Genomic DNA, 19,371 nt, shown 5'->3' with positions numbered 1-19,371 from the left:
CCGAGTAGTCCTTCATCGCCATCGGCGGGGTTCTCGCTTCCTCCGGATCAAGCAGATCCAGTATCAGCGTGTCCACCACTCAGGGGGAGGCCCCCACCACACCGATGATCAGGCCCAGCACGTGGACGCGCACTGAGCTTGGAGATCGAGCTTTCTCCGGCTGTGGCGGCAGCAGCGGCTCGATCAGCGACCACAAGTCATCGTCCACGGTCGACGGCCGAGTACTCACGCCCTGCCGAACGGTCGAATCGTCACACAGGTCACGCGGAACCAGGACACTTCAACAAGATCATCTCTTATCGAGGGGTTTGTCGAGGACGTGAACGTGGCGGCTTGTCTCAATCGCCCTCTCGTCCAGAGAACTGGAAGACCATGCCCAGTACGCCCGGCCAGAGAATGCCGAACCCGATGAGAACGATCCACACGGCGTAGACGATGCCGACGGCGATCACCGCTGCGCCCAGGGCGACCGTCACCGGGTAGCCGCTTTGCGGAGGAAAGAAGTCGATCACGCCGCTGCGATCGCGGATCTCAGAGTCTGGGCGGTCTTCGGGCCGCAGGCCCTTGCGCCGGTAGTTGACGAGACAGAAGAAAGAGACTAGGGACGACATGGCGAAGGAGACAGTCAGTGCGGCGATTCCGGCGGGTTCGCGTGCGAACCAGATGTATGCGGCGTCGGTGAGCAGAAAGAAGAGTGCCACGCCGGCGAAGAGGTAAGCCTCGGATTTCATTGGGTCTGCTCTCCCAGGGTGTCGGGGGTCGGCTCCACCGTTCCGGTGGCCGACGGTGCCAGCAGCTTCTGTACTTCAGGGTGATGGAGGTCGAATGCTGGCGAGTCGGACCGGACGCGTGGCAGTGCGGTGAAGTTGTGCCGGGGTGGTGGGCACGAGGTCGCCCACTCGAGGGAGCGGCCCCACCCCCAGGGGTCGTCCACTTCGACCTTGGGGGCGTACCGGGCTGTCTTCCACACGTTGTAGAGGAAGGGCAGCGTGGAAAGACCGAGGAGAAAGGCGCCGATCGAGGACGTCGTGTTCAGAGCAGTGAAACCGTCGGCGGGTAGATAGTCCGCATAGCGACGTGGCATGCCGGTCTCACCGAGCCAGTGCTGGACCAGGAACGTCGTCTGGAAGCCGATGAACAGTGTCCAGAAATGGATTTTCCCCAGGCGTTCATCGAGCAGTTTGCCCGTCATCTTGGGCCACCAGAAGTAGAAGCCACCGAACATGGCGAACACGATGGTCCCGAAGAGCACGTAGTGCAGGTGGGCGACGATGAAGTAGCTGTCAGTCAGGTGCAAGTCCAGGGCCGGGGAGGCGATGATCACACCGCTGAGCCCGCCGAGCAGAAAAGTCACCATGAAGCCTGACGCCCACAGCATCGGTGTCTCGAAGGAGACGCTGCCTTTCCACATGGTGCCGATCCAGTTGAAGAACTTCACTCCCGTCGGCACGGCGATCAAGAATGACATCAGCGAGAAGAACGGCAATAGCACGGCACCCGTGGCGAACATGTGGTGAGCCCAAACGGTGGCCGACAGCATGGTGATGGCGATTGTCGCACCGACCATACCGACGTACCCGAAGACAGGTGCCCGGCTGAATACTGGGATGATCTCCGTGACGACGCCGAAGAACGGCAGTGCCACGATGTAGACCTCCGGATGGCCGAAGAACCAGAACAGGTGCTGCCACAGCAGGGCCCCGCCCGTGGCTGAGTCGAAGATATGGGCACCGTAGTTCCGATCGGCGACCAGGGCCAGCAGGATCGCGGTGAACACGGGGAACGCCAACAGCGCGAGAATCGAGGTGAACAGGATGTTCCAGGTGAAGATCGGCATCCGGAACATGGTCATCCCCGGAACCCGAAGACACAGGATCGTGGAGATGAAGTTGACGCTGCTGAGCGTCGTGCTCACACCCGAGACGGCCAGCCCCATGGCCCACAGGTCACCCCCGTGGCCGGGCGAGTGAACGGCGTTGTTCAGAGGCGCGTACGCGAACCAGCCGAACGGTGCCGGACCCTGCCCGACGAGGAAGCCGGAGACGACGATCAGCCCGCCGAAGAGGAACAGCCAGTAGGACAGCGCGTTCAGCCGCGGGAACGCCATGTCGGGGGAGCCGATCTGCAGCGGCATGATGGCGTTCGCGAATCCGGCGAACGTGGGTGTCGCGAAGAGCAGCATCATGATCGTGCCATGCATCGTGAAGAGCTCGTTGTACTCCTGTGCGGTGACGATTTGCAGCCCGGGGCGAGCCAGTTCAGCGCGCATGATCATCGCCAGGACACCGGCGAACAGGAAAAAGCCGAACGAGGTGACCAGATACAGGTTGCCGATCTTCTTGTGGTCGGTGGTCGTCAAATAGTCCCTGGCCCACTCCCCTGTGGGGACGTGAGGGTCCCGCGTCCTGCCCCTTGGCTCGTCGAGCCCTGCGGATGTCTTTGACATGAGCGCCCTCCATTCGCTGAACCAAACGAGATCCATCCTGACGAACCGCGCGCGGAACGGTCTGCTGCCCGCCGCGCTTCCCGCCTTATTCCACCGTTCGGTGTCGGGTCGGCTCGACGGGCCTTGCCGGCTTCCCTCGTCATATTCGGCAACGCGGGGCGTTCAGCCGCTCGTGCCCCTGAGCCGCGGGTGGAACCGCCGGAGGGCCTGATGTGGATGTACAGCCGTCGGAGATCGCCGACGGCGGTTTGCAGCGGGAGGAGGTTCGTAGTGACGGCATCGTGTACCACAGGCAGAGGTGCGCACGTTTGCGTTCGAATCGGCGCACGGCCGTCATGAACGCCGCAGAGACGGCTTCCAGCACATCGTCGTTGCTGTCTGCACGGGAGCCTTGGCATCCTCTCCCCCTGAGGGTGGAGATTCCCGTCTACCGGGCCGTTGAAGGCTGCGGTGTCGAGTGGGTGCCCACTTCGCTTCGCGGTACGGGCACGGGTGCCCATCTCACCTGCGCTCCACAGGCTGACACGGCCGGTCCGGCCGCCTTGGCGACGTTGACCGCCGCGTTGATGTCCCGGTCCAGGTCCGCCCCGTCGGCAAACCACCAGGCAGTCCTCGTCGGCGTCGCGGACCGCAGGCAGGAGAGCCTGTTCGCCGCACCTGATGCGGCGCCGTCCTCGGCGGAAGTGAGCGCGTCGGTGAACGTCTTGACCATCGCGCGCAGCAGATCGGGACTCGCTGTGGCGAGGTTGTCCTCATTGAGGGCAGCAGGGGCGGGCTGTCTGGTGCGTCATCGTGCTGATCTCATTCGGGCTTGGGCACCTCGAAGGTCAGCCGGTGGCCGTTCGTCCATGTCGGAGCGCTGAGTCCTTCGGACGGATCAAGTCGTCGTGCCTGATCATCCGTCCGATCGTTGCCCTCCGACAGGAGGTAAGGCATGAATCACTGGGTGTACGAGTTCTCGGGTTGTCCCGATTCGGGCGACTACCAGCAGCTTGCCAACGAGGCCGAACCGGGCGAGATCCTGTTCCGTCACTGCTCGGGCGGCCTCGGCATCGTGGACGGGTTCGTGCGGGAGAGCATCGACGATCTGACGATGGTGGCCCGCTTCCGGTGGGTGGCCAGCGGCGACCCGTCGACGGTGGGGCCGGCGGTGCTGCGGCAGGCTGGAGCACGTCCGCCGGCGCCGGAGGGGATCCGCAGTCAGTGAGCACGGGCAGTCGGCCGGAACACCACGAGGACGAGGACGTCGAAGCCGAGAATCTGTGATCTGTGCGGGGCGGTGATCCCGAGCGGCAGCAGGGATTGGTATGCGCTGGTGCTGGATTCGTCAGCAATCCAGACCGATCCGCGGTTCGACGGCGAGCGCATGCTGCTCGGGCGCTCGCGTGAGCACATGGCTGAGCTGGCCGAGCAGTACAAACGCTCGGCCGTTCGTAGCCGCTGAGCTGTGGGCCTGGAAGATCGCCCAGGTGCTGCGGCACCATCCCGAGGGAATCAGCGAGGAGGACCTGATCACGGAGTCGGGCCTGACCCGCGAGCAGGTCCGGCGGGGTGTGATGGGGCAGAACGCGAGGTTCAGCGCTGGCTCGAGCAGCACGGCCAGGGTGAGGACGACGGCTTGGATGGCGGTCAGTGAGTCGTTCGTGGTCCGGGCATGGCCTTTCCACGGTCCGGCGGCGGGACAGGAGGATGCATCCGGCCCGGCTCTCCTGCAGGCAGGGCCGTGCCCTGCTGGACGAGCACACTGTGATGCGCGGTCTGGGAACGGGCTGGGATCTGCGTGGGTACGGCCAGGCCGAGCCGACCCGCCTCGGCGCGCAGGGCGCGTTCCTGCCGATGCTGATGGCGAAGTCCCGGCACGGGACGTTGCCCGGCCGCCGACGGGGCAACCTCGTGGCCGCTGCCGGGCGCTCGTGACAGGGCGATGAGGGCTGGCTGCCCCTGGGAGCGGGCATGAGCGCGCGGTCTTCCGGGGCGGCGGGCCGGCCGGGCCCTGTCGTGCGGCACCACTCAACGCCCACCGCCAACGGACGAGCGTTGCGGTTCTCCTCTTCCTGTGCGGAGAGTCCGGAGCGGTGGGTACCCGGCCATCGAGGGCGGGGGCAGGCACCATACGAACCGGGAAAAGGAGCTTCATCATGACCCAGCACGTGCGCGACATCATGACCAGCGCGCCGGTGACCGTGGAACCGCAGGCGTCGGTGGCTCGGGACGGCGGCGAGCAGGCCGACGGAGCGGATGCCGTAGCACAGCACCTCAACCTGGCGCGGGCCGACAGGGCGTCAACCGGCAACGCGCCCAGCCAGTCCGCGGCTCGGTCAGGGTCGATGGCGAGGACGCCACCGGGCTGCGGGACCTAGGCGGAAGCGGTGGCCGCCACCGTGATCGACGGGCCGATACCGACCCGAACGTCGACCCCGAGACGGCAGAGGGTACGCACCCGCAGGACCTCCCCCAGGCGCCGGGCGCCAGCGCCGTGGTAGCGCAGAGCACCTTTGAGTGTGAGGGTGGCGAGGTCGGGGTGTGTCGCCCGGCGCTTTGGCTGTGCCGGGCGACAGCCATGGATTACAAGGTGCGGGTCAGGTGGTCGGTGAGCAGTCGGGTGAAGCGGGCCGGGTCGGGCAGGTCGCCGCCTTCGGCGAGTAGCGCGCTGCCGTATACCAGCTCGGCGATCTCTGCCAGCGCGGGGTCGTCGGCGTCAGCCTCGTGTGCCGTGCGCAGGGTGGTGATCAGCGGGTGGGTAGGGTTGAGTTCCAGGATCCGCTTAACGGTGGGCAGTTGCTGTCCCGTCGCCCGGTACATCTTCTCCAGGGTCGGGGTCATGTCGTGAGCGTCGCCGACGATGCATGCCGCCGAGGTCGTCAGTCGCGACGACAGGCGGACCTGCTTGACGTGCTCGGACAAGGCGGTGGTCAGCCATGGCAGCAGGGCGGCGTAGTCCTGCTCACGCTTGGCCTGCTCGGCATCCTGGTCGCCTTCCGTCGGCTCGTCGAGGTCGACCTGGCCCTTGGCGATGGACTGCAGTCGATGCCCGTCGAAGGCCGGAACTTGGTCGACCCAGACCTCGTCGATGGGGTCGGTGAGGATCAGGACCTCATAGCCCTTGGCAGCGAAGGCCTCCATGTGGGGAGAGTTCTCCACCATTGCGCGGGTCTCGCCGGTCAGGTAGTAGATGGCGTCCTGACCATCCTTCATGCGCTCGAGGTACTCGCGCAGGGTGGTGGTCTTCTCCGGGTCGTGCGTGGAGGCGGCCGACACCAGTTCCAGCAGCGCCTCGGTGTTGTCGGGGTCCTCGATCAGGCCTTCCTTCAGTACCCGTCCAAACTGCGCCCAGAGCTTCGTGTAGCGCTCGCCGTCGCGTGCCTGCATGTCCTTGATCGCCCCGAGGACCTTCTTGACCAAGCGCCGGCGTACGCCGCGGATCTGGCGGTCGTGCTGCAGGTTCTCACGGGAGATGTTCAGCGACAGGTCGTGTGCGTCGACGACGCCCTTGACGAAGCGCAGATAGTTCGGCATCAGCGCTTCGCAGTCGTCCATGATGAACACGCGCTTGACATACAGCTGCACGCCCCGCTTGGTATCGCGGGAGAACAGGTCGAACGGCGCCTGGGAGGGGATGAACAGCAGCGCCTCGTACTCGAAGGTGCCTTCGGCGCGCATGTGGATGGTCTCAGCGGGGTCGAGCCAGTCGTGGCTGATCTGCTTGTAGAACTCGGTGTACTCGGCCTGGGTCACCTCGGTGCGCGGTCGGGCCCACAGTGCCTTCATTGAGTTGAGGGTTTCGACGCCGGAACGGGTGGAGCCGTCGGCGTCGGTATGCTCGGTGGCCATCTGGATCGGCCAGCGGATGAAGTCGGAGTACTGCTTGACTATCTGGCGGATCTTCCACTCAGACAGGTAGTCGGCCAGCCCGTCCTCGCTGTCGGCGGGCTTGAGGTGCAGGGTGACCGAGGTTCCCACGGGTAGGCCGTCGACGGCCTGGATGGTGTAGGCGCCCTCGCCGTCGGACTCCCACTGGGTGCCGTAGTCGGTGCCGGCCCGCCGGGTACGCAGGGTGACCTTGTCTGCGACCATGAATGCAGAGTAGAAGCCGACGCCGAACTGCCCGATCAGGCTCTGAGCGGTGGCGGCGTCCTTGGATTCCTTGATCTTCTCCAGCAGGCCGGCGGTGCCGGACTTGGCGATCGTGCCGATCAGCTCCACAAGATCGTTCCGGCTCATGCCGATCCCGTTGTCACGGACGGTCAGTGTGCGGGCGTCCTTGTCGACCTCCAACACGATGTGCAGGTCGGTGTTATCGACCTCAAGACCGGAGTCGGTCAGTGACTCCAGCCGGAGCTTGTCCAGTGCGTCGGAGGCGTTCGAGATCAGCTCTCGTAGGAAGATGTCCTTGTTCGAGTAGATCGAGTGAATCACCAGTCGGAGCAACTGGCGGGTCTCAGCCTGGAATTCCAACGTCTCGATACTGCTACCCACTACGGGGGCTCCCTTTCTCGTGAAAATGTGATGAACGGATAGGATTCGGGCCGGGACGGATTGTTGCCGCCTTTGGCCTAATTCGAGGCCAGTCAGCCGGACTGCAGCCGCAAACTTGTGGCTCTTTGTGACGGGAGTCAGGCGTCGTCAGTCGTGTCGTCGTGGAGCCGGTCGGTGTAGCGGGCCAAGGCGTCCAGGCGATTGGCGAGTTCGGTGTGGTGAGCGAGATAGGGGCGCATGGCGGCCAGGGGGGCCATGAGCTCGGCCGCGTCGGTGGCTCCGAGGGCGGTGTGCAGGGCGGCCTGGGCGGAGAGCGCTTCGGGCGTGAGGTGAGCGAGCGCGGTGATCTGGGCCGCGAGGGCCCGTAGGTCGGCCGCGTTACGGCGGGCCCAGGTGGCGGTGGTGCGTTCGGCCGCGCGGCGTTCGCGGGTGGCCTGGACGCGTTGTTCGCCGGTGGTTCCGGCGGGGCCGGGCCGGCCGCGCAGGTAGCGGCGTTCGGCGGCCTGGCGGCTGGCGACGCCGAGAGGGTGGGCGAGATCGGCCCAGCTGGCACCCGCGTGGCGGGCCGTTTCGATCAGGCCGGTTTCCCATCCGGCGAGCTGCTCGCGGACCTGCCGCAGCAGCAGAAGGGAGGCCAGGGCCTGCTCCGGGCCGACGTCGTGAGCCTCGGCAGTGCCGGGGGCCTCCTGCCGGGCGGCATGCAGGGCGTCGTCTATGGCGTGAAGGGCTGCTGAGGCGGCGAGGAACGACGCCGGGCTCTGTGTGTCGGCGCTGGGTCGGGCCGGCTGGTCGGCCGGGGGCATGGGCGCCTCCTTCAGTAGTCATCCTTTGGACGACACCATGTTTGTCATCCATTGGATGACATGTTACAACGGTTTCAGTGCGGCGCATTGGCAGCAACTGCCCGAACCTTCCTGGAGGTGTTTTCCGATGTTGATGCGCACCGACCCCTTCCGTGAGCTGGACCGGCTGGCCCAGCAGCTCATGGGTCCGAGCACCTGGTCCCGGCCATCCCCGATGCCGATGGACGCCTACCGCGAGGACGACCAGTACGTGGTGGCCTTCGACATCCCCGGCGTCAGCGCGGACGCGATCGACATCGACGTCGAACGCAACATGCTGACCGTCAAGGCCGAGCGCCGACCCGTGACAAAGGCCGACGACGTACAGATGGAACTGTCGGAACGGCCGCTGGGCGTCTTCTCCCGCCAGATCGTGCTGGCCGACACGCTGGACACCGAGCACATCCAGGCCGACTACGACGCAGGCGTGCTCACCCTGCGCATCCCGATCGCCGAGCGCGCCAAGCCCCGCAAGATCTCCATCGGCGTCGGATCGGGCCGCAAGGAGATCTCAGGCTGAGCCGGACAGACGAGGGCTGAACAGCGGCGGAGGACGGGTATCTGATCTCCCCCCTCGCCCGTCCTCCGCGCCCCGTGGACCGAGGAAGGGGTGACGGCCGACATGACTGTGCGACGCGAGGCGTTCCTCGACCATGTGAAGGGACGCGGCGAGTACGACACCCTCCAGGAGGCCGAACGCGCGGCCCGCGTGGTGCTCGCCCTGCTGGGCGCACACCTGGTCGGCGAGGTACGCGCCCAGCTGGCGGCGCGTCTGCCGGACGACTTCGCCCAGATCCTTCTCAACCCGCTGCAGAGCGCCGAGCCGCTGCCCCCGGAGCGGTTCGTGGGCGCGACCGCGGCCTGGATCGAAGGGGCCACCGAACAGACCGCGGCCTGGGACGTCAGCGCCGTCCTGTCCACGGTCGCCGACGCCGCCGGCGACGACCTCCTCACGGCGATCCTGCTCCAGCTCCCCGCGGGCTACGACCTCCTCTTCGGCCGCCCCCAGCCCGCCTGACCACCCGCCCCGGGTGGCCCCGCACCGGCCACCACGACCCTGGTGACAGAAAGGCAACCACCGCAGTGATGTCCGACCAGAGCGCACCGCTCCAGGTGCCCTACGGGAAGGCGTACGAGCGCATGCTGGAGAAGGTCCGCTACGAAGGCGCCTACCCCACCCGTGAGAAGGCCGAGGAAGCCGTCCGCCTCGTCCTCGCGGCACTGGGACGCCAGCTGACCGGCGACGAACGCGTCGACCTGGCCGCCCGCCTCCCCCTCGAAGCCGCACGCGTCCTCACCGCCCAGATCCCCGACACCCACCCGCTGGGTGGCTCGGCCTTCGTCAAGGACCTCGCCGTCCGCACCGGCGCCTCCCTGGGCACCACCCGCTGGGACACCGGATCCGTCTTCTCCGCCGTCGCGGCCTACGCCGGCCCCGACCTGCTGACCCGCATCCTTCAACAGCTCCCCTCCGGCTACGCGCTGCTGTTCGGCCGCGCCGAACTCGCCCCCGCCGCGTAGCCGGCGACATGCGTGCTCGGGGCGGGCGCGACGACCGCCGCGTCGCTGTCCGCCCCGCACCCCCCGCGGCACATGAAATGACCGCCGTTGCCCGCTTGGCGGCACCGCTGATCCCGGTCGGATGCCCTCGCCGCGCATCGTGACGGGGACATCACCCCTTCTGCGTCGGGTTCGCGTCAGGCGGCCTCAGTGCCGCCCGGAGTAGCGGGTGCAGCAGTCCGCACAGCGGGCAGCCGCCCTGCCCACGTTCGGGCCCTGACCAGGTGTTCAGCCTGAAGCCCGACACGGGGTTCAGCTTGGATCAGCAGAGTCACCGATCCATGGACATGCCCGTGGCCCGGCAACATCCCGGCGAGGCGGAAGCCGTCCCCCGGCCCGTCGTCGGCCCGAACTGCACCCTCACCGGCAGCCGGTGGTAGTCCCCCTACGACGACCGCTACCTCGACAGCACCCGCACCAAGGACGTCGACACCTCGCTCGCTGTCAGCCTGGGACTCCGGCGCCTCTGTTCGGACGGCCAGGGAGCGCGAAGCGTATGCCAACGGCCTCGACAACCCGCGCGCTGATGGCGGTGTCCGCCGCCTCCAACCAGTCCACGGCGGACAAGGACCCCAGTCAGTGGCTTCCCCCCTTATGCCGACTACCGCTGCCAGTACGTCACCGACTGGATCGCCGACAAGGCCCGCTGCCGCCTGTCCGTCGACCCCGCAGAGGAAGCCGCGCTCACCGAGAGCCTCGACCGCGGCCCGGACGTGCCGATCAATGTCGCCCTCGCTCGCTGATACAGCCCAGCCCGGTCGCCGCGGGTGGGGCAGAAGTCCGCTGGTGGGCCGTAGGAGGCGGCATTCAGTTCGCCTGTCGGGAGGCGGGGTGCAGGAACCCGGTCTGCTGGTGACGCCAGCTCATCTATGGCTGAAACCGACCGAATTGACATGCAATCTGTGTGCTGGCTGTGCTTCGATGGCGCCAACTCGACCGGAGGACACGTGAGTTGGTCAATGCGTCCTCCGTCGGCTGAACCAACACCGGGGGAATAACTTGAAATTGAGGAAGTTGCTCACTACGGGGGCCGCGGGGCTGGGGCTGCTCGCAACGGGCGCCGCACCGTCAGCCATGGCCGACCAGCCGAGCGACGGACACCTGAGCATCACCGTCAGCACCGGCGCCGCGAAGTCCGACTTCAGCGCCACCACCTCCAAGCCCGGCATGGTCACGCCGCAGGCAGGCGAGCCCGCTGGGTACTGCAAGCTGCCCAACCCTATGACCACTGCGGTCAACCGCACGATGGACTGCTATCACATGCCCATCAAGGTCAACGTGAAGAGGAACGGCCGCACCGTCGGCACCGCCTCGTTCACCGTGTGGCATGAGGTCCACCTGAACCTCAAGAGGGTCAAGTGGTCCGAGAAGATCACCGTCAGCAAGGCCGCTCTCAACGGCACCGCCGGCGGCATCATCACCACCTTCCACCCCTCCTGCGGCTCCGGCTGCCAGGTCCACGCCGGGGGCGGCCTCGCCTCCCCGTTCACCCTGAACGGCTCCGCCCACACCGGATCAGCGGACCACACCTTCACCGTCAGCGCAGGTCACCCGCGCTCCACCCACACCCGCTACGAGCTCGACTTCAACAAGCCCGGGTACACCCCGGGCGAAGTCGCCTACGCCGGATCCACCTACCGCTGCGACGACGAGGACCGTCAGTACGGCGCAGGCTGTGTCTACCCGACCCGCGTCTCGGTCGAGAAGGACTGGACCAAACTGTCCGACATGGCAAACCTGCCCGGGATCGGCGACAACATCCGTAAGGTCCAGCGCGCCGGACTCCACATCGGCTACCCCGGCTCCACGGTTCCGCTCACCCGAGCCACCAAGGGTCAGGCCAACGACAACCGCAGGGAAGTCTGCGGCCCCGACGTCCACCCCAAGCCGGGCGACATCTGGTGGACCGTCGACCCACACGACGACGGCACCAAGCCCTCCTGCGACGAGTACCCGTTTGCCGAGACCACGCAGGGCGGCAACACTTACAACCCGCCCAACCGGTCCATCAAGTGGGTGCCGTTGAAGGAGAATCGCCAGCAGGGCGGCCTCCTCCGAACGTTCTTCGGCCGCTACCACATCCTGCCCGGAGACAAGTTCTACGTGCAGGCCGGCGCGTAACACCGCCAAGTCCAGCACCGGCAGGCCCCTCGCGCCCCGCGGCGCGAGGGGCCTGCCCCATGACGGAAGAAAGAAACACCTATGACAGAGATCAGGCCGGTAGACGAGTACACCGCGATGGCCACCCTCAGCCACGCCTTCTATGTCATCGGAATGGGAGAACCCGACGGCATCGCCCTGCCCTCCATGACCGCCCACACCCGCATCACCGCCACCGACAACAACAGCTGCCTCACCATCACCGCAGGATCCACCGAGTGGGAGCCCATCAAGATCAGCTTCCTCATCTACGACCAGGAACCCGAACCATTGCCGGGGCAATGGACCCACACCGAAACCTTCACCTGCACCGCCACCGACGACCCGGCCAGCTTCACCACCGGCACAGACCCCGACGACATGTTCCAAGACCCCATGCCGCCGGACCACCTGTTCAATCAGCCCGGCCTCGAACCCCCATACCACTGGAACGGTCGCCTCCTCATCGCAGCGTACGAGGTCGAGGAACACGTCCTCCAGTTCTGGCCCGCATAGAACGCTGAGCGCGCCGGCAGGCAGGCCGGTAAGCATCGGGACGGCGGCCTTCTGGGCGGCATAGGGGGGTGGCGCGTATCGCGACTCGATCTGGACGGTCTACGAGCGCCATCGCCGATGGTCGGCGGACGGCACCTGGACCGGATCTTTCCGGCCGTCCAGGCTGATGCGGATGCTCAGGGGCGGGTCGACTGGAGCATGGTGAGCGTCGACTCGACCTCGCGCCGGGCCCACCAGCACGCGGCCGGGGCCCCGCGGAGAACGCCGCGGGCTCCGAAGAGAAGATCGACGCCTCGGCAGCACCGCCCCGACGAAGGGGTCGGCCGGGGGTGGCCTGACCTGCAAGATCCATCTTGCCGGGGAGAGCGGCCGGCCAAGCTGATCACCCCCGGCCAGTGGGGCGACAGCCCGCAGCTGATCCCGGTTCTCGAACGGATCCGGGTCACGCGCCTCTGGGGCGGCCACCCGCGCACCCGCCCCGACCACCTTGGCGCGATAAGGCATGCAGCTCCCGCCGCAATCACCGCTACCTGCGCGGGCGCCAGATCAAGCACACCCTCCCGGAGCCGAAGGCTCAGCGGGCCAACCGCCGGCGCCGCGCAGCCGAGGAGGCCGACCTGCGGGCTTCGACAAAGAGATGCACAGGCGCCGGAAGGAGGTCGAGCGCACGATCAACCGGTGCCGGTTACGGGTTGCCGGTGGCCTTCAGGGGCCAGGAGGCCGAGTCCATGGGCGTGTCGTTCGCCGTCCTGTCAGCTTCCCGCAGAGCAGGGGGCAGCGGTTGGTCCGTCGCATTCTGCGATTGGAAAGGCACGGCGGGCTGGGATGCCTACGAGTCACAGTTTGCCGAGATCAGTGCGCGAGTCGTCTGCTTCCCCTACGGCGCGGCGTGTCGAGCACGCATGATCGCGGGAAGCTCCGCAAGTTTCCCGCAGCCACCTGCCGGCACGGCGATCGGCAACGACACCATCCGAAATCTCACGTTCTGCGGGCGGCGCACGTCTACCAGCCAGGAGAAGGGAAATGCAGATGAGCACCCGACACATCGTGATCGAGACCCGCCTTGGACCGATCACGCTCGTTGCCAAGGGCGAGACGATTGCCGGCCTGTACTTCAGGCACCACGTCCGTCGGCCCTCGCAGGAGGCGTTCGGCCCCGAGGTGGCCGACTCGACGGACGGGCTGCTGAACGAAGCGGCCAGGCAACTGCGCGACTACCTGGCGGGTCGACGTAGGCAGTTCGATCTCCCGCTCGCCGCCGAGGGCGACTCGTTCCAGCACGCCGTCTGGGACATCGTGAAGAGCATCCAGTGCGGTGACACGACCACCTACGGTCGTATCGCCGAGCAGGTCGGAGACCGCAGCCTCGCGCAACAGGTCGGACAGGCCGTGGGGGCGAACCCGCTGTGCATCTTCGTGCCGTGCCACCGCGTCGTCGGCTCCAATGGTTCCCTCACGGGATACGCCGGCGGGCTGAAGCGCAAGCAGGCGTTGCTGGAGCTCGAGGAGCCGTCCGCGGTCAGCGCCGGACGGTTGTTCTGACCGGAAAACTTACGTTTGCGGCCGAAAGTGCATCTTCAGTGGGATGGACATGAAACAACCGTTCGAGAACGTGGTCGCGCAGCACGGCGCAACCGTGCTGCGCGTCTGCCGGGTCGTCCTCGGCCCGCACGACGCGGACGACGCATGGTCGGAGACCTTCCTCTCCGCCATGCGCGCCTATCCCGACCTGCCTGAGACGGCGAACGTGGAGGCATGGCTCGTGACGATCGCGCATCGCAAGGCGATCGACGTGCTGCGTGCCGCGAAGAGGAGCCCCCTACCAGTCGACGAGGTACCGGAAGCACCGACAGGGCGGGGCATCCCGGACGACTCCGGGGACTCTGACCTGTGGACTGCAGTGAAAGGGCTCCCGAGCAAACAACGCCAGGCTGTCGCCTACCGCTATGTGGCGGGGCTGGCATACGCCGAGATCGCAGAGATCCTCGGCGGCACCGTTGAGGCGGCCCGAAGAGCCGCCTCAGACGGGCTCAAGAATCTCAGGAAGAAATATCCGGGCGCGATCACGAAAGGAGCATCATCATGAACGACATTCGCAACGATGACGACATGACCGCCCTGCTGTCGACGCCCGTGGACGCCGGCACCCTCAGTCGGCTCCACCGCCGTCTGGAGCAGGCGGCAGAACGAGCCGATCTCATCGATGTCGCTTACACCACCATCGACTCGCCTGTCGGCAAGCTGCTGCTCGCCGCCACCCCGAAGGGGCTGGTCCGCGTGGCGTACGCCGGCGAGGACCACGATCGAGTTCTGGAAGCTCTCGGCCAGAAGCTCAGCCCTCGCATCCTGCGCGCCCCCAAGCGGCTGGACGAAGTGGCTCGCGAGATCGACGAATACTTCGCCAAGCACCGCCAAGTCTTCGACCTGACGCTGGACCTGTCCCTGTCTCGCGGATTCCGGCGCCTCGTGCAGACGCATCTGCCCGAGATCGGGTACGGCCAGACCCGCAGCTACCGAGACATGGCCGAGCTCGTAGGCAACCCCAAGGCCGTCCGGGCGGTGGGCACCGCCTGTGCGACCAACCCGCTGCCGATCGTCGTCCCGTGCCATCGCGTGCTCCGCACCGACGGCACGCTCGGCGGTTACATCGGCGGACTCGAAGCCAAGACCGCGCTGCTGAACCTGGAGGCCGCAGCATGAGCACCTCGAAGGCGGCCGGGAAGAAGACGGACCGGTGGTACAGCCGCGTCGAGTCCGGCGACTGGGAGGCGATCACCGCAGAGGTCAACGAGTACGGCGGCGCACTGCTGCCGCAACTGCTGACCCCGGACGAGACCGTGGAGATCAGGGAGCTGTACGAGCAGGACGGCCTGTTCCGCAGCACCGTCGACATGGGTCGGCACCGCTTCGGTGAGGGCCGGTACCGATACTTCAACGCGCCGTACCCGGAACCGATCGAGCGGATCAAGCAGGCGCTGTACCCGCGGCTGCTTCCCATCGCCCGCGACTGGTGGACCAAGCTCGGCCGGCCCGCACCGTGGCCGGACTCGCTTGATGAGTGGCTTCAGATGTGCCACGACGCCGGCCAGACGAAGTCTTCGGCGATCCTGCTCCACTACGGCGAGAAGGATTGGAACGCTCTGCATCGCGACCTGTACGGCGACCTCGTGTTCCCGTTGCAGGTCGTGATCAACCTCAACGAGCCCGGCGTGGATCACACGGGTGGCGAATTCCTGCTGCTGGAACAGCGCCCGCGCGCCCAGTCTCGGGGCACGGCCACGCTGCTGCCGCACGGTCGCGGATACCTCTTCACCACCCGCGACCGGCCCGTCGAGTCCGCCCGCGGATGGTCCGCCGCGCCGGTTCGGCACGGCGTATCCGCCATCCGGTCCGGCGAACGTCACACCCTCGCTCTCGTCTTCCATGACGCCGCATGAGCGACGCAACGAAGACGTACACCCTTCTGGGGGCAGACGGCCGTCCCTATCGGTCTGCGGCCAAGGGGCTGTGGGGCGGCCACCGCGACTCGAAGATCTACGGACGACTCGACTGTCCCGACGCGCTGCGCGCCATCGCTCGCGGCGGCTACGTGAAGCACCGGGTCTTCTTCGCCGACGAGGCCACGGCGGTCGCGGCCGGGTTCCGCCCCTGCGGAGCCTGCTGCAAGGACCGCTATCAGAAGTGGAAGACCACCCGAGAGAACGGCGAACGATGCAAGCCCTGACCAGCCCGTTGCTGAAGGCGTCAGCCAGTTATGACGCGGACCTGACAGCCACGGATGTGCATCCAGCAGAGCCCAGGGCGAAGTACCGGCTCACCGTTCGGTCTCCCCATGGTCCACGACGAAATCGTGTCGAAGTGCTCTGCGTGGTGAGGGGGCATGGATGCCGCCTTCACACACCAGACAACTCGCGCGGCCGTCCGCGTGTCCCCGCGCTCACCGACCAGGATCAATCGCAGGTGGGTCCCATAGGGTCGGTGGCATGACGCCACCCCTTGCCAAAAGTGCCTTCGACTCGCTTCGCCTCGACGCCGTGCGCGACCAGAAGGCGCTGCGCCGGGCCTACGAACTCCCCGGCGACGCGGCCGTGCGCAAGCAGATGACCGAACTCACCGAGCAGACCCGGCGGTTGATCGGCTGCTCATCGCTGGTCCTGGTCGCCAGCGCGGACGCCGAGGGCAACTGTGACGTTTCCCCGCGCGGCGGCCCCGCCGGGTTCGTCGCCGTCCTGGACGCACGGACGGTGGCGATACCGGACGCGACCGGCAACAAGCGACTGGACACCCTGCAGAACGTCGTCGCCACCGGACGGGCCGGGCTGCTGTTCGTCATCCCGGGGCGCACCACGACGCTCAGGGTGAACGGCCGGGCCTGCGTCTCCACCCGCCCGGAGCTGCTGTCGCAGCTGACCGCCGTGGGCAAGCCGCCGGCCAGTGCGCTGGTGGTGGGGATCGAGGAGGTCTACCCGCACTGCCCCAAGTCGCTCCTGCGCAGCGGGGCCTGGAAGCCGGAGCAGTGGCTGCCGGCACACGCCCAGCCGACCTCGGCCGAGGTGACGCTGGCCCAGCTGCGGATGCCGGAGCTGACGATCGCCGACATCGAGCAGGCGGAGGCGGATTCGCTGAAGTACCGGTACGAGTAGCGGGCCATCCCGCGGTTGCTGAACCACCAGCCCGCCGAACCCTCAGGCCGGCCCGCTCCACGATCGGTCGCGGGGCAGTCCGTGGCTGACGACCTGTCTGTTGTGAGGATCACCGGTCAGCGGGTCATCCTCCGATGAAGCTCACTGTTTCCATCATGTCCGCCCGCCCGGTGCGCAACCGTGGCACGCCTTCCTTCTCGAATCCCACCGAGACACCGCAGAACAGCACGAGTCCGTCAGCGGCTGCGACCGTCCGGTTGACGGTCTTGCGATACATCGTCCACATCACCTGGGGGCAGCTGTGCAACCCTTCCGCCCTCAGCAACAGCATGACCGTCTGCAAGTACATCCCCGCGTCCCCCCACTGCCCGGGTCCCATCGTCCGGTCGAGGTAGCAGAACAGTACGACCGGCGCTCCGAACGCCTCCGAGTTCATGGCGGCGATCTTCGCGGGCCTGCCGGGGTCGTCGCGCTCGATTCCCAGCGCCTTGTACCGCTGGGCGGCCGCGGCGGAAAAGCGGTCCAGATACGGCGAGGCCAGATCGGCCGGGTACATCGGATACTCCCGCTCATCCCCCGGGTCTCCCGCCAATGCCCTGGCCGTCGCGCGCTTCTTCAGTTCGGCCAGGGGCTCACCGGTCACGACATACACGTGCCACGGCTGCAGGTTCCCACTCGAAGGAGCCCGCGTCGCTGCAGCCAGCACGCGTTCGAGTACCTCTTTAGGCACCGGCTCGTCGCTGAACGCCCGCACAGCCCGGCGACTGTCCACGGCTTCATACACATCCACGTCTTTTTGTCCTCCCACTCCACGGCGCGCAGCGAAGACACGAGGAGGATCATTGCACCGAGCGAGCAGGCCGGGCGGAGCTTTCGGTGCTGCCAAAACCGACCGGCACTCCTCCGCGGACCGTGCGGCATCCCGCCCGGTGGCACCGACCGCGCCCCGATCTGACCGCCGCCGACGTCCCACGCTTCGGCAATGCCTCGGCGCCCTAGACGCTCGCCGCGGTGGGCGTGCGGGCGAAGGGACTTCCGCGCAGTGGCTGCCGTGGGCCCTCGCGGCCCCCGGACCCCCGCTTCCGTGGCACCGCGGTACGGCGCGGTCCTTGGCTGGGCGCCTGGCCCGTCCGGTCCGGTTCTCCCGCTGGTGCCCGGACGCGCCATACGGCGCGACTCCCTGACGGCATAGGGCCGGTCAGGGAGCTTTGCCGGCGTTGCGGTGATGCCCCTACCCCGCTCGGGAGGCGAAGCCCGCGGGGCCCGCCCATCACTGTGGGGCTGTGGCTGCCCTGGCGATCAACACTGGACGGGGCTCCAGCCGGCGTACACGCTGTTGGCGATCACCCAACCGGTGACCGGCCCATCGATGTAGTACCACTCCTCGCCCGCGGTGTTGTAGATGTAGCAGCGCACTGTGACCCACTGGCCGTTGCTGGCGCCGCCGATGACGTTGCACTGAGTGCTCTGGCCGCTGCGGATGTTGACGTAGCTGTAGCTGACGGTTCCGGGGTCGTGGGAGTTGTTGGCCGGCCTCCAGCCGCACCACGACGGCTGCGAAGCCACCTGGGGAGCAGCCGCCTGCGCGGCTGGGGCCACGGCTGCACCCGAGATCAGGGCTGTGCCCAGGGCGAGTGCTGCCAGTTTCAGCTTCATCGTTCCTCCGTGTGTCCGTCGGATCGAACCGTGCGCAGGCTCATGTGCAGGGAAGGAATTGCCCAGCGTGAAGCCTTCTGGACAACCGGACCATCGGTCCTGTTTCGATCGCTGGTTGCGGTCGTTGACCCGCACGCCCACAGTGGCAAGGAACGCACGCGACCAGGTATGGCCCGAAAGTGGAAAGTCCGTCGCCCGGCAACAGCACGCGCCACGCTTTGGGGGAAGCCGTGACCAGCACACAACCCGGCACCGTGCCTCTGGACGTCATCGACCTCGACCGCGTCTTGCGCGTGGTGGAGGAGTGCGGTGCCGCCGCGACGCTGGAGGTGTTCCGCGAGGCGGTACTGGACAGCCTCAGACGCCACCTGGGATACCGCCATGTCACGTTCTTCGTCGGCGCCTCACTGCCCGGGGTCTTCCTGGACTCCGCCCCGGTAGCGGCCGGCCGGGCCCGCCGCATGCTCCCGTCCTATGTGGAGTACTTCCACCAGCTGGACCCCTTCGCCCTCGCGTGCCGCAGACGCCCGTCGGCCGGGCCGGCCCCCATACCGATGAGCGCCTGCGTCGGCGCTCGCGCCGCGGAGCACGACGACTACCTCGACCGCTTCCTGTTCCGCCACGGCATCTACGACAAAGTGCTCGTTCCGCTACGATCCCGGGCGGGCGCATGCGCGGGTATAGGCCTGTTGGCCGAGAACAGCGGAGCGTTCACGGCACACGACCTCGCCATAGTCTCGGCCCTGGCACCGCACCTGGCCAACCTGTTCGCCCTGCACGTCCGCACCGCGTCACCACGTCCACCGGGATGGGCCCGGCTGACACCCCGCCAACGGCAGACCGCCCGCATGGCAGCGCAGGGAGCGTCCAACGAGCAGATCGCCACCGCCCTGCACGTAACCGTCGACACCGTCAAGAAGCACCTGACCGCCGCCTACGCCGCGCTCGGGTGCACCCGGCGAAGCCAACTCGCCGCCTTGTGGAATGACCTGGGCGGCGGGACGTGTCAGTGACTTTGTGTAAGTCCCCGGGGGTTACCTGGTGTTGAGCCGGTCCTCGAAGAACAGTGAGAACTGGTTCAGCGCCTTCTTCC

22 protein-coding genes and 1 pseudogene are annotated in these 19,371 nt (G+C 67.2%); 17 read left to right on the top strand and 6 right to left on the bottom strand.

Translation table 11 applies throughout. From position 1 onward, the window contains the following. Window positions 1-338: 338 nt before the first annotated feature. Together ACFY2Z_RS40620 and ctaD are read right to left on the bottom strand one after the other, a co-directional pair. Window positions 339-731 (bottom strand): cytochrome c oxidase subunit 4, encoded by a 393-nt coding sequence (locus tag ACFY2Z_RS40620; protein ID WP_390749023.1) that lies wholly within the window; start codon window positions 729-731, stop codon window positions 339-341. After that, entirely contained in the window at window positions 728-2,446 is a 1,719-nt protein-coding gene (ctaD, locus tag ACFY2Z_RS40615) for a cytochrome c oxidase subunit I (protein WP_390749024.1), read from the bottom strand. Before ctaD ends, ACFY2Z_RS40620 begins: the two co-directional genes overlap by 4 nt. A gap of 934 nt (window positions 2,447-3,380) precedes the next feature. Here ctaD and ACFY2Z_RS40610 point away from each other — a divergent pair. From ACFY2Z_RS40610 to ACFY2Z_RS40595, 4 genes are all read left to right on the top strand, one after another. Then, window positions 3,381-3,653, top strand: coding sequence for a hypothetical protein (locus ACFY2Z_RS40610; protein WP_390749022.1), 273 nt, complete (start codon window positions 3,381-3,383; stop codon window positions 3,651-3,653). A 72-nt stretch (window positions 3,654-3,725) separates the two neighbouring features. Further along, window positions 3,726-3,890: a hypothetical protein gene (locus ACFY2Z_RS40605; protein ID WP_390749021.1), complete on the top strand. Its 165-nt coding sequence runs from the start codon at window positions 3,726-3,728 to the stop codon at window positions 3,888-3,890. 245 nt (window positions 3,891-4,135) lie between these two features. Then, window positions 4,136-4,363, top strand: a complete 228-nt coding sequence (locus ACFY2Z_RS40600; RefSeq protein WP_390749020.1) for a hypothetical protein — start codon at window positions 4,136-4,138, stop codon at window positions 4,361-4,363. Window positions 4,364-4,584: 221 nt separating this feature from the next. Further along, the gene (locus ACFY2Z_RS40595) at window positions 4,585-4,806 is read left to right on the top strand and encodes a hypothetical protein (protein ID WP_390749019.1); all 222 of its coding nucleotides are present in this window, start codon (window positions 4,585-4,587) and stop codon (window positions 4,804-4,806) included. A 205-nt stretch (window positions 4,807-5,011) separates the two neighbouring features. Here the strand turns inward: ACFY2Z_RS40595 and htpG are convergent, their stop codons facing one another. Then, on the bottom strand, window positions 5,012-6,922 hold the full coding sequence (gene htpG, locus ACFY2Z_RS40590; protein WP_390749018.1) for a molecular chaperone HtpG: 1,911 nt from the start codon (window positions 6,920-6,922) through the stop codon (window positions 5,012-5,014). Window positions 6,923-7,059: 137 nt separating this feature from the next. After that, complete coding sequence (locus ACFY2Z_RS40585) at window positions 7,060-7,725, bottom strand: type III effector protein (protein WP_390749017.1); 666 nt, start codon at window positions 7,723-7,725, stop codon at window positions 7,060-7,062. Between the two features lie 127 nt (window positions 7,726-7,852). On the opposite strand from ACFY2Z_RS40585, the gene ACFY2Z_RS40580 reads away from it, so the two are divergent. The 12 genes and pseudogenes from ACFY2Z_RS40580 to ACFY2Z_RS40525 all read left to right on the top strand — a co-directional run bounded on the left by ACFY2Z_RS40580 (window position 7,853) and on the right by ACFY2Z_RS40525 (window position 16,622). Then, window positions 7,853-8,284, top strand: a complete 432-nt coding sequence (locus ACFY2Z_RS40580; protein ID WP_390749016.1) for an Hsp20/alpha crystallin family protein — start codon at window positions 7,853-7,855, stop codon at window positions 8,282-8,284. Window positions 8,285-8,386: 102 nt separating this feature from the next. Continuing rightward, window positions 8,387-8,782 (top strand): DUF2267 domain-containing protein, encoded by a 396-nt coding sequence (locus tag ACFY2Z_RS40575; protein WP_390749015.1) that lies wholly within the window; start codon window positions 8,387-8,389, stop codon window positions 8,780-8,782. Between the two features lie 68 nt (window positions 8,783-8,850). After that, window positions 8,851-9,285 (top strand): DUF2267 domain-containing protein, encoded by a 435-nt coding sequence (locus ACFY2Z_RS40570; RefSeq protein WP_390749014.1) that lies wholly within the window; start codon window positions 8,851-8,853, stop codon window positions 9,283-9,285. Between the two features lie 1,053 nt (window positions 9,286-10,338). After that, window positions 10,339-11,445, top strand: coding sequence for a NucA/NucB deoxyribonuclease domain-containing protein (locus ACFY2Z_RS40565; RefSeq protein ID WP_390749013.1), 1,107 nt, complete (start codon window positions 10,339-10,341; stop codon window positions 11,443-11,445). Window positions 11,446-11,526: 81 nt separating this feature from the next. Continuing rightward, entirely contained in the window at window positions 11,527-11,979 is a 453-nt protein-coding gene (locus ACFY2Z_RS40560) for a hypothetical protein (protein WP_390749012.1), read from the top strand. Between the two features lie 94 nt (window positions 11,980-12,073). Further along, window positions 12,074-12,664 (top strand): annotated as a pseudogene (locus ACFY2Z_RS40555) (IS5/IS1182 family transposase); the annotation flags it as partial. A gap of 344 nt (window positions 12,665-13,008) precedes the next feature. Then, window positions 13,009-13,521 carry a methylated-DNA--[protein]-cysteine S-methyltransferase gene (locus ACFY2Z_RS40550; RefSeq protein ID WP_390749011.1) on the top strand — a complete coding sequence of 171 codons (513 nt, stop codon included), beginning with the start codon at window positions 13,009-13,011 and terminating at the stop codon, window positions 13,519-13,521. A 43-nt stretch (window positions 13,522-13,564) separates the two neighbouring features. Next, a complete protein-coding gene (locus ACFY2Z_RS40545; protein WP_390749010.1) occupies window positions 13,565-14,065 on the top strand; it encodes an RNA polymerase sigma factor in 501 nt (166 codons plus the stop codon). Further along, window positions 14,062-14,679 (top strand): methylated-DNA--[protein]-cysteine S-methyltransferase, encoded by a 618-nt coding sequence (locus ACFY2Z_RS40540; RefSeq protein ID WP_390749009.1) that lies wholly within the window; start codon window positions 14,062-14,064, stop codon window positions 14,677-14,679. Before ACFY2Z_RS40545 ends, ACFY2Z_RS40540 begins: the two co-directional genes overlap by 4 nt. Further along, window positions 14,676-15,416, top strand: coding sequence for a 2OG-Fe(II) oxygenase (locus ACFY2Z_RS40535; protein WP_390749008.1), 741 nt, complete (start codon window positions 14,676-14,678; stop codon window positions 15,414-15,416). The genes ACFY2Z_RS40540 and ACFY2Z_RS40535 overlap by 4 nt, the downstream gene beginning before the upstream one ends. Further along, the gene (locus tag ACFY2Z_RS40530) at window positions 15,413-15,703 is read left to right on the top strand and encodes an Ada metal-binding domain-containing protein (protein ID WP_390749007.1); all 291 of its coding nucleotides are present in this window, start codon (window positions 15,413-15,415) and stop codon (window positions 15,701-15,703) included. Before ACFY2Z_RS40535 ends, ACFY2Z_RS40530 begins: the two co-directional genes overlap by 4 nt. A 259-nt stretch (window positions 15,704-15,962) precedes the next feature. After that, window positions 15,963-16,622 (top strand): MSMEG_1061 family FMN-dependent PPOX-type flavoprotein, encoded by a 660-nt coding sequence (locus ACFY2Z_RS40525; RefSeq protein ID WP_390749006.1) that lies wholly within the window; start codon window positions 15,963-15,965, stop codon window positions 16,620-16,622. A 124-nt stretch (window positions 16,623-16,746) separates the two neighbouring features. On the opposite strand, the gene ACFY2Z_RS40520 is transcribed toward ACFY2Z_RS40525, so the two are convergent. Then, window positions 16,747-17,412: a nitroreductase gene (locus ACFY2Z_RS40520; protein WP_390749005.1), complete on the bottom strand. Its 666-nt coding sequence runs from the start codon at window positions 17,410-17,412 to the stop codon at window positions 16,747-16,749. A 509-nt stretch (window positions 17,413-17,921) separates the two neighbouring features. Continuing rightward, window positions 17,922-18,278 carry an SH3 domain-containing protein gene (locus ACFY2Z_RS40515; RefSeq protein ID WP_390749004.1) on the bottom strand — a complete coding sequence of 119 codons (357 nt, stop codon included), beginning with the start codon at window positions 18,276-18,278 and terminating at the stop codon, window positions 17,922-17,924. A gap of 230 nt (window positions 18,279-18,508) precedes the next feature. Here ACFY2Z_RS40515 and ACFY2Z_RS40510 point away from each other — a divergent pair, with 230 nt between their 5' ends. Further along, complete coding sequence (locus ACFY2Z_RS40510; RefSeq protein ID WP_390749003.1) at window positions 18,509-19,291, top strand: LuxR C-terminal-related transcriptional regulator; 783 nt, start codon at window positions 18,509-18,511, stop codon at window positions 19,289-19,291. Window positions 19,292-19,371 lie beyond the last annotated feature (80 nt).

Source organism: Streptomyces sp. NPDC001222, assembly GCF_042896945.1.
Taxonomy (GTDB): domain Bacteria; phylum Actinomycetota; class Actinomycetes; order Streptomycetales; family Streptomycetaceae; genus Streptomyces; species Streptomyces gibsoniae.
The sequence above is the reverse complement of the archived record's forward strand: the minus strand, read 5'-3'. Positions and strand labels throughout refer to the sequence as shown.

What these genes read in the sequence shown, in the direction of transcription:
- ACFY2Z_RS40620 (WP_390749023.1), bottom strand. Translation starts at nt 731, where the DNA reads ATGAAATCCGAGGCTTACCTCTTCGCCGGCGTGGCACTCTTCTTTCTG.
- ctaD (WP_390749024.1), bottom strand. Translation starts at nt 2,446, where the DNA reads ATGTCAAAGACATCCGCAGGGCTCGACGAGCCAAGGGGCAGGACGCGG.
- ACFY2Z_RS40610 (WP_390749022.1), top strand. Translation starts at nt 3,381, where the DNA reads ATGAATCACTGGGTGTACGAGTTCTCGGGTTGTCCCGATTCGGGCGAC.
- ACFY2Z_RS40600 (WP_390749020.1), top strand. Translation starts at nt 4,136, where the DNA reads ATGCATCCGGCCCGGCTCTCCTGCAGGCAGGGCCGTGCCCTGCTGGAC.
- ACFY2Z_RS40595 (WP_390749019.1), top strand. Translation starts at nt 4,585, where the DNA reads ATGACCCAGCACGTGCGCGACATCATGACCAGCGCGCCGGTGACCGTG.
- ACFY2Z_RS40585 (WP_390749017.1), bottom strand. Translation starts at nt 7,725, where the DNA reads ATGCCCCCGGCCGACCAGCCGGCCCGACCCAGCGCCGACACACAGAGC.
- ACFY2Z_RS40580 (WP_390749016.1), top strand. Translation starts at nt 7,853, where the DNA reads ATGTTGATGCGCACCGACCCCTTCCGTGAGCTGGACCGGCTGGCCCAG.
- ACFY2Z_RS40575 (WP_390749015.1), top strand. Translation starts at nt 8,387, where the DNA reads ATGACTGTGCGACGCGAGGCGTTCCTCGACCATGTGAAGGGACGCGGC.
- ACFY2Z_RS40570 (WP_390749014.1), top strand. Translation starts at nt 8,851, where the DNA reads ATGTCCGACCAGAGCGCACCGCTCCAGGTGCCCTACGGGAAGGCGTAC.
- ACFY2Z_RS40560 (WP_390749012.1), top strand. Translation starts at nt 11,527, where the DNA reads ATGACAGAGATCAGGCCGGTAGACGAGTACACCGCGATGGCCACCCTC.
- ACFY2Z_RS40550 (WP_390749011.1), top strand. Translation starts at nt 13,009, where the DNA reads ATGAGCACCCGACACATCGTGATCGAGACCCGCCTTGGACCGATCACG.
- ACFY2Z_RS40545 (WP_390749010.1), top strand. Translation starts at nt 13,565, where the DNA reads ATGGACATGAAACAACCGTTCGAGAACGTGGTCGCGCAGCACGGCGCA.
- ACFY2Z_RS40540 (WP_390749009.1), top strand. Translation starts at nt 14,062, where the DNA reads ATGAACGACATTCGCAACGATGACGACATGACCGCCCTGCTGTCGACG.
- ACFY2Z_RS40535 (WP_390749008.1), top strand. Translation starts at nt 14,676, where the DNA reads ATGAGCACCTCGAAGGCGGCCGGGAAGAAGACGGACCGGTGGTACAGC.
- ACFY2Z_RS40530 (WP_390749007.1), top strand. Translation starts at nt 15,413, where the DNA reads ATGAGCGACGCAACGAAGACGTACACCCTTCTGGGGGCAGACGGCCGT.
- ACFY2Z_RS40525 (WP_390749006.1), top strand. Translation starts at nt 15,963, where the DNA reads ATGACGCCACCCCTTGCCAAAAGTGCCTTCGACTCGCTTCGCCTCGAC.
- ACFY2Z_RS40515 (WP_390749004.1), bottom strand. Translation starts at nt 18,278, where the DNA reads ATGAAGCTGAAACTGGCAGCACTCGCCCTGGGCACAGCCCTGATCTCG.